The sequence below is a fragment of the Candidatus Obscuribacterales bacterium genome, assembly GCA_036703605.1.
Taxonomy (GTDB): domain Bacteria; phylum Cyanobacteriota; class Cyanobacteriia; order RECH01; family RECH01; genus RECH01.
Map to the genome: position 1 here is coordinate 1 of DATNRH010000832.1, position 11,407 is coordinate 11,407.

Genomic DNA, 11,407 nt, shown 5'->3' on the forward strand with positions numbered 1-11,407 from the left:
TAAGCCAAGCTTGTATAAGCTGAACAACTAGTGGTTTTTCTACTGTTCAGTATATCGTTGCGTGACTTAACAATCGGACAGAGACCCCTAGGAAGTTTAGGACAGTTTGATAAGTTGTGCTTAAGTGAGGGGCGATCGCTCCCGTTGCCATCTTCCCATCGCTGGTTACCAATAACCCAGCCAGCCTAGGCTGGGTCTAGGTTATACCCCTGTACTTTGGCATTTATACCCCCATCTATGCCCATCTTGGTACCCATCAGTATCAAGGATGGTCTATGAGTGATCTCGATCAATCCTGAACCTGCTCCATCAGGGTGTGCCATTCAATCAGCTCCTTAATCAACACGGTGACGTTGCCGCCGCCGCCGCTGGAGGGCGATCGCCCTCCCGACCGACACCTCCCGTGAAATTTTCGTTGGGAACAGCAAGGACTGTTTATAATTCAGAGGACTTGACTCCATGGATAGGGCGTCAGGCTAGGGAGGCTTCAAGTCGGCAGAGCGATCGCCCCCTTGTCTCCCAGGTTTTGATTTTGGTTATTGGCTATTGTGCAAGTCCCCAACTTTCCAGAATGTAGTCATCCGCTGATTCGATCGCTGTCTCACTATAGCGATCAAGAGCTGTTGACCCTATTCCAGCGCCATCCTGAAGCGGGCCAATACTTTACTGCGATTTTTTGCCGCTATAGCCCGCTGGTCTACACCCTCATCCGCCATTCAGCGCGATCGCCGGTTCAGGCTGATTATCTCTTTGCCATGACCTGGCGACATATCTATCACGAGCTGGGGGGGCTGGATTTGTATGAACCGGGACGGGAACGGCCGGCAGGAGCCGAAGGGGGAGCCGCCCAGATGACCCTGCAAAGCTGGCTGATTAACATCACGGCAGTGTGCATCAACCGAGCTGAACTGCCCCCGGTGGAAGACATTCACTATTCCTTAGATCACACCTCACCGCCCCTCTGGTGCTACGTTGACCAAGCCCTTGAGCAACTCCCCCCCACGCGGCGCTTAATTGTCTTGCTCAGCCACACCTTTCACTGGAGCGATACCCGTATCTCCGCCTACCTGCAGGCCGAAGGAGATATGCTCACCCCCACTACCGTGCGCGCCGAATTTCAAAAAGGCTGCCAGCAGCTTGAAGACTTGCTGCCAGCGGATATTCGCACCATTTACCTCGACGGCGGCACCGCCCGGCTCAAGGATGCCCTCGACGCTAGCTCCGCCGCCGCCGACCTACAGGTTGAATAGTGGCTCCAGCCGGTTGTATGAGGATTGCACGAGGCGATCGCAGCCCCATCTCCGTTGCCCCCAACCCCTAAGCCATCCGGGAAAGCGCTACCGATTGCAGCAAGGGTGATAATCTAATTCAGTACATATCGGTTCCCACTCACCATTGCCGCAGTCGTTGATGACGTCATGGCCATCACCCTGGGGCATGAGTTGAGGTTGTGTAGAACAGGACACATCCGTGAAGTATTTCTTTTTGTCTGATGGCTGGGTTATTGGTCGAGTCTGGGGGATTGGCGGGCTGTGGGACGAGCTGGCCTGGCGGCGCAATCCTGAAATTCATCGCATGAACCTCTATCTGGTGGAGCAGGGCGAAACCCTCTGGCTCTACCGGGTTGAGGATGCGGTGGTGATGGTGGAAGTGAAGCCGGGTGCATTGAACTCGCCGGGAGCTATTGGGCAGGTTGTGCTCAAGCGCTTGATTACGGCGGAACAGGTGCTAGAACGGCTCTGCTCTGCCGATGCCATGACCAGTCTATCGGCGACGGCGGCCAACCAGCCCAAGCTTAGCTAGGGGATCTGCGATCGCTCCCCCAGACTTCATCATCCCAATCTAGGCTTCATCAAAATGCTGAAACCCTTGCCGTAGGGAAAGATAGGATGCATCACCGGGGCTAGACTTGTCCGACGGGGAGCAATCGCCCACCACCAAATCAAGTGCTGGCGTCGTATAGCCAATGATGGCTGCGCCGGGGCTCTGGGCAACCAAGGCCAAGGCGGTTGCTTCCGGCAGACACAACACCAGCTCAAAATCTTCTCCACCATAGAGCGTCCAGTTTAGGGCCTGCTCTGCAGATCGCCACGGGGTCAACTCCGGCGGTGTCGGCAGGCGCGATCGCTCCAGGATGGCACCCACGCCACTGGACTGACAGATTTGCAGCACCGCATCGGCTAGACCGTCACTGCTATCCATGGCAGCGATCGGCCGATCGAGCTGCCAGGCTCCGACGGCCTCCAGCAATGGCAAGATATCCAGCCGAGGCCGAGGCCGCTGGTGGGCTTGGATCAACCGATGTTGCTGGCTCACAGACAGCGGACAGGGATCGTCAGGAGACAGCAAGCGCTCCAGCCCAGCCCGGGAAGCGCCATGCTCCCCCGTCACCACAATGGCATCCCCCACCTGAGCCGCCGATCGCCGCAGCACCCGCTGGGGATGCACCTGACCCAAAGCCGTGACCCCCAAGGTCACCACGGGCGATCGACAAATATCGCCGCCCACAATCGCCGTTCCATAGGCAGCAGCACAGGCAGCCATCCCCTGGTACAGCGCTTCCACCCAAGCCACCGGCACCGTCCCCGGCAGACTCAGGCCAATGGTCAACCCCACCGGTCTAGCACCCATGGCGGCCAGGTCAGATAGATTGGCAGCGATCGCCCGCCAGCCCACATCCGTCGGTGACGTGGTCTGCTGGGGCAGGGCTAGCCCCAAACTGAAGTGAACGCCATCCACCAACACATCGGTGGTGACCACCAAGTCCTGATCCGGCGGGAGAGAAAGCACGGCAGCATCATCCCCCACCATCTCCGGCGGACAGTAGCTCTGCAAACGGCGTAGAAGACCCTGCTCGCCAATCTCTCGCACAACTAACTCAGACTTAGACTTAGAACCAAACTCAGGCACCATGGGGGTTGCACTCACACAATGAACTAGCCAGGCTCATCCAGCGATCGCCCCAGCCCAGAGACCTAATGTATCCTAACGGCAGGATGATCGGTCAACACCGGCAGGGGAGAGGGCTGTCCCTCTTCGGTGGAGTGCAGCAGCAGGGCAAAGGCTCCGGCACCTAAGCCATCCTGGGGAAACATGCGATAGCAGGGGCGATCGCTGAGGGTGGATTGGTAGGCCGCCAGATGGGGCACGGTCACCGCGGCAAATTGAGGAAACCGCTGGAGAAACCAGTCGCCCACCTGCTCGTTTTCCTCCGGTGAATAGGCACAGGTCATATAGACCAGGTACCCCCCTGGAGCCACCACCTGAGCCGCATTGGCCAAGATGCGTTTTTGGCGGTTGGCATTTTTATTAATGGTCACCGGATGGAAACAACCCGGTGCTTTGCTGCCCTTGGCCAACAGCGACTGTCCTGAGCAGGGCGCATCCACGATCACCACATCGGCGGCGTGAGGCATCAGGTCTGCCAAAACCTGGGGATCGACACTGAGGCTGAGAGCCGGCGAGATGCGGCAGCGCTTCAGGTTTGACCGCAGGGCCCGCACCCGTTTGCCGATGGTTTCATTGGCAATCAACAGCTTGGGCTGCAGCGATCGCCAAGCAAACACACTCTTGCCCCCCGGCGATGCACAAACATCCACCACCAGCGGATCCGGTGGGGCGATCGCTCCCAGAACCGAGGCGGCAAACACGGACGAAAAATCCAGACAATAGCCATAGCCAGCCTCATGCAGCGGATGTTTACCCGGCTGTTCATGGAGGGCAAGGCGATCGACAAACTCGGGCTGCCAGGGCAGGGGGGGCAACGTCGCAAACGGTCGCTCTGGCGGCTCATGACACCAGAGAAAACAAGGATGAAACGGCTGGGGCTGAGTCAACGCTGCCACAAAAGCCGCTTGCTCATCCAGATCGCGGCAGATCCGCCGACTGAGTTTCAACAATAAATTAGAAGGCGAAGACATGGACAACCTAAAGCAGCGGCTGAAGTCGGGCTAGCCAAGCAGACGGATCCTCCACCGTGAGAATCAGCCGCTTGTAGTAGTCCTGGGACGTCAGATCCAGGGTTAGAACGCGATCGCGTTGGGTGATGTACCAAAACTCGCGTCCCTGCTCAGTGTAGAACGTGCCCGCCACCAGCCAGGGCAAACCGGTTCCCGGCGCACGCAGTACCCGCCAACTGAGGGGCGGCATTGTGCTGCTCACCGATTGAATGTGGGCGCGAGGGATGTCAATGCGAGCCCCAAGGTGAAACGCCCAAAAGCGTTCCATAGGCTCTAGCTCAACCGAGAAAGTATCTGCCGTAAGGGTGAGGTTCATGGTGGCAACTATCCAGCAGTTCAATCAGGATAACGCGGGGGGCGATCGCCCTGGAAGCCGTTGGCTAACCCATGGTCAGGTGTCGTTGGGCAACGCCGGCCGCGAGGCGACCCGTTTCCACGGCACCATTCATATAGCCATAATAAGCGTCACTGAGATGTTCGCCCGCAAAGATTAGATTACCAAAAGCAACCTGCTGCCGTTCCTCAGGATCATCCGAGTCAACGTAGAGAAACCGGCTAAACTCTGTATATTGCCCTGGTCGGAAGGTGCTGTATCCGCCCTTGACCAAAGCGTCGTTGTACCAATAGGTGCGAATGGCGCGATCGCCCTGGGCATCCGGCAGATCCGGCAGATAGGACGCCATGCGTTCTACAAAGCGCTGGGCTAAAATTTGTGGACCCACCGCTCTCGTTTCCTCTACCTCCTGTCCACCCATAAAGAACGTGATTGCTCCATCCGAGCGTTGGGATTGCCGCTGGGTGGCATCCCAGGCTGACACAAACCCTAGATCAGTCCAAGCCGTACCAGCAAAACCCTCTGCCTGTCGCCACACGCGATCCGTCACGCCCACAATCAGCTTTTCATTCAGGCCAAGCTGGGCCTGGTTCATAAATCGCCGAAACCGAGCTGGAAGATTCACATTCAGCTCCACATCCCGCAGCACCGGGAAGGGAATCGCCACAATTACCACCTGAGCTTCCACCTCCGTAGCATCGGCGAAGGTAAGGCGGTATTGATCGCCCACACTTCGTAGCTGCACCAAGCGTTTCTGGAGCTGAATCTGTCCCGGCAGGCGATCGCGTAAGGCCGTAATGATCCGATCGCTACCGCCCTCCACCGTATAGGCTTCATCGCTGGTGCTCAGGAGTTCTAGTTGATCATCATCAGTGATCAAGGGCAGGTTAAAGATCAACTGCAGCATGGAGGACTCCTCCGGCTCCACGCCATATTCACTGCGAATGGTGGCGGCCAGCAAATTGTAGATGACTGGTTCTGGGAGGCGATCGCGATGGCGTTCACAATAGTCTGCCACCGATAGACGATCAAGGATGGGGGCATAGCGATCCCAAGCCTCATCGAGACGATTGGCATCTTCTAGCAACTGTGCCGCCATGGGACGAAAGGCCTCCACCAGAGTTTCCTCCGTCCAGGCTGTGCCCTCAAAATAGTAAGCAGACTCCGGCCAAGCAGACTGGGTCAGTTCGTCTAAGCGACTGTAGAGCGTCAACCCCAGGTCATCCACCAAGGCCAGCAGATCAGCATGATCGGTGTTGATCAACTCAGCCCCTAACTCAACCGTGAGATTGGGGCCTACCGCGTGGGTCACCGATCGCACCCTCCCTCCCGGTCGAGACTTGGCCTCATACACCGTCGCCAGAATGCCCGCCTTTTGCAAGTGGTAGGCCGCCGTCAGCCCCGCCAAACCACCGCCAATGATCGCCACCGTGGGCGGAGTATCGCCCCACACAGCCTGCACCCTAGGCCAAACCGTTGCCGCGATCGCCCCACCCCCAGCTAGGGCAGCATAGTTGAGAAAGCGCCGCCGACCGAAACGAGGCGATCGCCGCCCAGAACCATGATCCCCATTGGCAGCACAAGCTTGACGAAAAATCCGCACAAAAGAACGATAGAGAGGAGAGCGAGCCATAAAAGTTGTCGTTAAAAGGGATACAATACAACCGCGATCTAGAAGATGGACACTCACCCCTCTCGATCCTCACCATGAAGACCCGAGAGTAAGGCAAGGGTGCCGCACCTCTTTATCTCTTACAACAGCTAAAGCCAACACCAGCACAGGATACTGTCCGGCTCAAGAGCTCCATGATCTGTCCCTCACCCTAACTGCCTTCCAAGCCTGGGAGACAGCACTAGATATCGGCTCTTCTTAACCCCTGATTTGGAGATTGAGGGGTTAGGGGCTTCGGCGTCAGCTCAGCCGAGCACTGGATGTCTACAGTCTCGATGTGCGACCTGCAGGCGGGCACCCATGCTAACCATCTCTAGCCCGCGTTAACCTTATCTAGGTGAGGGCGATCGCCCCTAACCAACTCGATGCAATACCAATCTTACAGTATCGCTTATCGGTTCACCTCAGCCATTGTTATCTAGCTTTATCACCTAGTTTCTTACACCCGTCTTGACACCCAAGAGGTACCGAGGCATCCCCAGGCACAAACACTCACCGCCGACAGCACCGGTCTACCAACATCAGCCATGACGATCACAGCGGCCCGATCATGTTTGCCTTCGCTGTCCATTAGAAAACTATGCCATCGCTACGCCTCACAAAAATTCAACGTTTCGTTGCGTAACTTTATACATTTCTAGGGGCGATCGCCTAGGGGTTGTGATTAAGATGGAGTGGCATTAAGCAACATGCAGGGTGTCAGACAGTGGACTAGCTAGATTCAGGCTTGCTCAAGGTGGCGATCGCATCGTTCTTCATCTCCGAGTCCAGCACTTGAACGCTATTCTCCTCGTCTACATTTTTGTCCCGCCTAGAAATTTATCAACACCTAGATAGATTTACGCAGCGCATTGATCCGTCAAGATGGATATCACACTCCATCAATGGAGGTGACCCATAGGGAATTGCCTTGCCGTTGTCGTCCCTCAATGGACTGAGGGCATGGTTTCGCTTGTTCACTGGCTAGCACTGCTGTTTTCAGCGTCATCGCCAGTCTACGGCTGTGTTGGACATCCTGGCCGCATAGCCCGTCCCCCATCTTCAGGGACGACGTCACAGGGACTCCAATATGAAATCGACCCATGGGTTGAGGAATCCTCTCCAGATAGAGAACTCCGAGGGCGATCGCCCTACACCCGTCATGTCAATCCGTACCTAATCATAACGTCAGTGCCAACTCTCCTCCTCAACTACTCAGCGAGATGAGGAACTGCAAACGCCTGCCAGACCGTAGCCATGTAGGCTACAGTCGCACCTAAACGCAGTCCGGCTCTGACCTGTCTATCACCCGCCCATTTTGGGACTTCTGACCGCATCTCTCCCCCAGATCTCTAACGATCCACCGGGAGATCCTTCACCACATGTACTCTAATTCACAGCTTTTTAAGGGGAATCGCCAATGTCCGAATTGATCCAAGCCGTCCTAGACAGCAACGAACGTACCGACTTACGCCAGTTTGCCAGCGAATTGAGAAAACGAGACCAGCGCTACCTGCTGCGGAACGATATTCTCACGGCTTTCTCAGACTATTGCAACACCTATGAAAGGTCAGACGACTTTCGCCAGCAGTCTCACCTCAGCAAACTCATCTACTATGTCCAGGAGATCATCCTAGAGCGGGAAAGTCTCTGTTTAATCATTCGTCCTAAAATTGCCAACGAGCAGGCCTACTGGGTCTTTGAAGACCTAACCGTTGAACCAATGACGCCCCAGGACTTGCTTGACCTCCGCGATCGCTTCGTCAATCGCCACCACCCCCAAGAGGGAGACGTCCTAGAAATCGACTTCGAACCCTTCTATGACTACTCTCCTGCCATCCGCGACTCAAAAAATATCGGCAAGGGCGTAGACTACCTGAACCGCTTCATGTCAAGTAAGCTCTTCCAAGATCCCACCCAGTGGTTAGAGGCGCTATACAAATTCCTCAGTCTGCATCGCTATAACGGCACCCAACTGCTGATTAATGGTCGTATCCAATCCCAGCAGCAGCTTTCGAGCCAGATTAAGCGCGCCATCAACTTTGTTAGTCGCTACGACACCAACGAACCCTACAACAAATTCCGGTTTGAACTGCAAGAACTAGGGTTTGAACCCGGCTGGGGCAACACCGCTGGGCGAGTACGTGAAACCTTAGACATGCTGGACAGCTTGATCGACTCCCCCGACCACCAAGCCCTAGAAACCTTCATCTCGCGCATTCCCATGATTTTCCGCGTGGTGTTGCTATCCCCCCATGGCTGGTTTGGCCAAGAGGGTGTGCTAGGCCGCCCCGATACCGGCGGACAAGTTGTCTACGTGCTAGACCAAGTACGCAGCATCGAGCAGCAGCTTCAGGAAGAGATCAGCCTAGCCGGTCTGGATGTGCAATCCGCCTATCCCAAGGTGATGGTGCTAACTCGTCTGCTGCCCAACTGCGAAGATACGCTGTGTAACCAACGGCTGGAGAAAATCCACGGCACGCATAATGCTTGGATTCTGCGGGTTCCGTTCCGGGAATTTAATCCCAAGTACACCCAAAATTGGATCTCACGCTTCGAGATTTGGCCCTATTTAGAAACCTTTGCCATTGATGCGGAACGAGAACTGCTTGCGGAATTCCAAGGCAAGCCCGACTTGATCATCGGCAACTACTCGGATGGCAACCTCGTCAGCTTCTTGCTGGCCCGACGGCTGAAGGTGACCCAGTGCATCATTGCCCATGCCCTAGAAAAGTCGAAGTATCTGTTCAGCAACCTCTATTGGCAAGATCTAGAAGAGCAGTATCACTTCTCCATCCAGTTCACGGCAGATCTGATCGCCATGAACTCCGCTAACTTTGTGGTCAGCAGTACCTATCAAGAAATTGTGGGCACCAAGGAAAGTGTGGGCCAATACGAGTCCTACCATCGCTTCACCATGCCGGAGCTGTACCACGTGGTGAATGGCATCGATCTGTTTAGCCCCAAATTTAACGTGGTGCCACCGGGAGTCAATGAAACCGTCTATTTCCCCTATCACCGCGCTGAGGATCGGGTACCGGGCGATCGCGATCGCCTCGACAAACTCCTGTTTACCGACGACGACCCAGCCACCATCTTCGGCACCCTAGACGATCCGAGCAAGCGCCCTCTGTTCTCCATGGCCCGGTTAGATCGGATCAAAAATCTCACCGGCTTAGCAGAATGTTTTGGCAAAAGCGAAGCCCTCCAAGAGCAGTGCAATTTGATCTTGATTGCCGGTAAACTGCGCACCGAAGACTCCACCGATCGCGAAGAAATCAGCGAAATTGAGAAGCTGTATCACGTTATTGATCAGTACAACCTGCAGGGGAAGATACGCTGGCTAGGAGTGCGGCTACCTAAAACAGATTCAGGGGAAGTCTATCGCGTCATTGCCGATCGCCAAGGCATCTTCGTACAGCCCGCGCTGTTTGAGGCCTTTGGTCTCACCATTTTGGAAGCGATGATCTCAGGATTGCCCACCTTCGGCACCCGTTTTGGTGGGCCGCTGGAAATTATCCAAGACAAGCACAACGGGTTTTATATTAACCCCACCCACCACGAGGAAATGGCAGAGGTGATCCTCGACTTTCTCTCGAAGTGTGAGCATAAGCCCGACTACTGGAAGGAGATTTCCCAACGGGGTATCGACCGGGTCTACAGTACCTACACCTGGAAGATCCACGCCACCAAACTCCTCTCGCTCTCCAAGATCTACGGCTTCTGGAACTACAGCTCTCAAGAAAACCGCGAAGATATGCTGCGGTATATTGAAATGCTGTTCCACCTACTCTATAAACCCATGGCTAAGAGTCTGTTGGAAAAACATATGCAGGCGTAATCCTAAATTAGGGCTCATTCCGCAGGCTAGACCACGGCCTGCGGAATGACATCATCGCGTCCTGATCAGTAGCAGCTCAAACTTTCGCGGGTATCGCGTCCGGTGGTGGGGTTGGTGCCTGACGCCAAGTCACAAAGCTGTTCCTGAACATCACCCCGCAGCAGCACATCGGTGAAATCTGCCCCGCTGATGGTGGCACCGTCAAACTTTGTATTAAAGGCAAAAGCCCCTTCTAGCACCGCGTTGGTCAAATTTGAGCGGACTAGACGAGCCGTATCGAGGGTAGCGTAGCTCAGATCCGCACCTTCTAGATTTGTGTTTTCTAAGTTTGCGCCAAAAAAGCTAACCCCACGCAGGTCTGAATAGCTGAGATCACTGTTACGCAGATTGGCTTTGGTGAAACTAGAGTCCGTCAAGACACGATGGGAAAAATCTGAATCCACCAGGTTTTGCTTGGTGTAGTCTTCAGCCCAAGCATTGCCAGGATAAAGGGTTAGGGCGATCGCTCCCCCTAAAATTCCCACCAGGGCGATCGCCCCTAACCGGTGCCATTGCTGACGAAGAACCTGCCCCATGGCCTGAAAACGGACAACCACTTGTCGGAGATTTCGACCTACTGGAAAACGTTCCATACCCTTGTTCAACGCGACGCTGTATCCTGATACTACCGGAATCTGGGGCAGGATCGTTCGATCAGTAGACTTCGATCAGTAGACAGAGGAGGGCAAGCATGGGAGATGACAGCAAGCAGCAAGACCGAGCAGCCTTGGGCGATCGCGGTGAACGATTAGTAGCCCAGTGGCTCATCCAAGAAGGTTGGACGATTTTACAGCGGCGCTGGCGCTGCCAATGGGGTGAGCTAGACTTGGTGGCCTACCGATCCGACGGTCGCAGCCGCGGCACCCTAGCCTTCGTGGAAGTGAAAACCCGCAGCAATGGCAACTGGGACGCCGATGGACGATTGGCGATCACCCCTGGCAAGAAAATTAAACTGGGCCGAGCCGCAGAGCTGTTTCTATCCCGCTATCCTCACCTGAGCGATATGGACTGCCGCTTTGATGTTGCCCTGGTTCTGCGGCGATCGCCCCCTTTCAAAGCAAAACAGCACCGCCCGATCTCTCCAGACAGTGCTGAGGGTCAAACCAATCAACCAGCGCCTATTCAACTTGGTACACCCGTGGCTTATGACAACGACTGGCTTACCCTAGATTACCTCGTCAATGCTTTTGATTAGGCAAGAGTTTCTGGGCAGTAGCCAAGACCTTGCACAAACTGACGGCGAAATTCTTCAATTTCATTGCGGTCGGGCTGCCCATGGGACACCACAGCCACTTGGTAGCGACGCATCACGTCTACCGGCGATTGCCCATTTTCCAGACCCCACAGCGCCATACGCACGCGGATATCAGGTTCACTAGGAATGCCAAGTTCAGCAAGAAACGCCTGAAAGTCTCCATGGCGCTGAGCATCAAGGCATCCATCGATCTTAACTTTCACCACCCATCCATCAATTTGGTGGATCACGGTCATAAACTGCACCGGCAGCCAGGTGGTGTTGTGTAGACGTTCGATCACCCGAAGCACTAAGCTGGCGTTGGCTAGATAGTAAAGGTATTCCATAT

At 55.2% G+C, this 11,407-nt stretch carries 11 protein-coding genes; 4 read left to right on the top strand and 7 right to left on the bottom strand.

Translation table 11 applies throughout. The features are described from left to right. Positions 1-335 precede the first annotated feature (335 nt). Positions 336-461 (bottom strand): hypothetical protein, encoded by a 126-nt coding sequence (locus tag V6D20_17160; protein ID HEY9817511.1) that lies wholly within the window; start codon positions 459-461, stop codon positions 336-338. Between the two features lie 78 nt (positions 462-539). Here V6D20_17160 and V6D20_17165 point away from each other — a divergent pair, with 78 nt between their 5' ends. Further along, positions 540-1,250: a hypothetical protein gene (locus V6D20_17165; protein ID HEY9817512.1), complete on the top strand. Its 711-nt coding sequence runs from the start codon at positions 540-542 to the stop codon at positions 1,248-1,250. A 220-nt stretch (positions 1,251-1,470) separates the two neighbouring features. Next, positions 1,471-1,803 (top strand): hypothetical protein, encoded by a 333-nt coding sequence (locus V6D20_17170; protein HEY9817513.1) that lies wholly within the window; start codon positions 1,471-1,473, stop codon positions 1,801-1,803. 39 nt (positions 1,804-1,842) lie between these two features. Here the strand turns inward: V6D20_17170 and thiL are convergent, their stop codons facing one another. From thiL to V6D20_17190, 4 genes are all read right to left on the bottom strand, one after another. Further along, the gene (gene thiL, locus V6D20_17175) at positions 1,843-2,913 is read right to left on the bottom strand and encodes a thiamine-phosphate kinase (protein ID HEY9817514.1); all 1,071 of its coding nucleotides are present in this window, start codon (positions 2,911-2,913) and stop codon (positions 1,843-1,845) included. Between the two features lie 62 nt (positions 2,914-2,975). After that, positions 2,976-3,920, bottom strand: a complete 945-nt coding sequence (locus V6D20_17180) for a hypothetical protein (GenBank protein HEY9817515.1) — start codon at positions 3,918-3,920, stop codon at positions 2,976-2,978. Between the two features lie 7 nt (positions 3,921-3,927). Then, positions 3,928-4,275, bottom strand: coding sequence for a hypothetical protein (locus V6D20_17185; GenBank protein ID HEY9817516.1), 348 nt, complete (start codon positions 4,273-4,275; stop codon positions 3,928-3,930). A gap of 64 nt (positions 4,276-4,339) precedes the next feature. Beyond that, positions 4,340-5,926: an NAD(P)/FAD-dependent oxidoreductase gene (locus tag V6D20_17190; protein HEY9817517.1), complete on the bottom strand. Its 1,587-nt coding sequence runs from the start codon at positions 5,924-5,926 to the stop codon at positions 4,340-4,342. A gap of 1,438 nt (positions 5,927-7,364) precedes the next feature. Here V6D20_17190 and V6D20_17195 point away from each other — a divergent pair. After that, complete coding sequence (locus V6D20_17195) at positions 7,365-9,785, top strand: sucrose synthase (GenBank protein HEY9817518.1); 2,421 nt, start codon at positions 7,365-7,367, stop codon at positions 9,783-9,785. Positions 9,786-9,850: 65 nt separating this feature from the next. Here V6D20_17195 and V6D20_17200 read toward each other — a convergent pair whose 3' ends face one another. Further along, positions 9,851-10,360 (bottom strand): pentapeptide repeat-containing protein, encoded by a 510-nt coding sequence (locus V6D20_17200; GenBank protein HEY9817519.1) that lies wholly within the window; start codon positions 10,358-10,360, stop codon positions 9,851-9,853. Positions 10,361-10,515: 155 nt separating this feature from the next. Between V6D20_17200 and V6D20_17205 the strand changes: the two genes are divergently transcribed. Continuing rightward, positions 10,516-11,019 (top strand): YraN family protein, encoded by a 504-nt coding sequence (locus V6D20_17205; protein HEY9817520.1) that lies wholly within the window; start codon positions 10,516-10,518, stop codon positions 11,017-11,019. Here V6D20_17205 and V6D20_17210 read toward each other — a convergent pair. Continuing rightward, positions 11,016-11,407 (bottom strand): hypothetical protein (locus V6D20_17210; protein ID HEY9817521.1); only part of this gene is annotated, 392 nt, incomplete at its 5' end. The genes V6D20_17205 and V6D20_17210 overlap by 4 nt on opposite strands.

Bases quoted from the DNA above. Each gene is read 5' to 3' on its own strand.
- V6D20_17160 (HEY9817511.1), bottom strand. From the start codon at position 461: ATGGAGTCAAGTCCTCTGAATTATAAACAGTCCTTGCTGTTCCCAACG.
- thiL (HEY9817514.1), bottom strand. From the start codon at position 2,913: ATGGTGCCTGAGTTTGGTTCTAAGTCTAAGTCTGAGTTAGTTGTGCGA.
- V6D20_17180 (HEY9817515.1), bottom strand. From the start codon at position 3,920: ATGTCTTCGCCTTCTAATTTATTGTTGAAACTCAGTCGGCGGATCTGC.
- V6D20_17185 (HEY9817516.1), bottom strand. From the start codon at position 4,275: ATGAACCTCACCCTTACGGCAGATACTTTCTCGGTTGAGCTAGAGCCT.
- V6D20_17190 (HEY9817517.1), bottom strand. From the start codon at position 5,926: ATGGCTCGCTCTCCTCTCTATCGTTCTTTTGTGCGGATTTTTCGTCAA.
- V6D20_17195 (HEY9817518.1), top strand. From the start codon at position 7,365: ATGTCCGAATTGATCCAAGCCGTCCTAGACAGCAACGAACGTACCGAC.
- V6D20_17200 (HEY9817519.1), bottom strand. From the start codon at position 10,360: ATGGGGCAGGTTCTTCGTCAGCAATGGCACCGGTTAGGGGCGATCGCC.
- V6D20_17205 (HEY9817520.1), top strand. From the start codon at position 10,516: ATGGGAGATGACAGCAAGCAGCAAGACCGAGCAGCCTTGGGCGATCGC.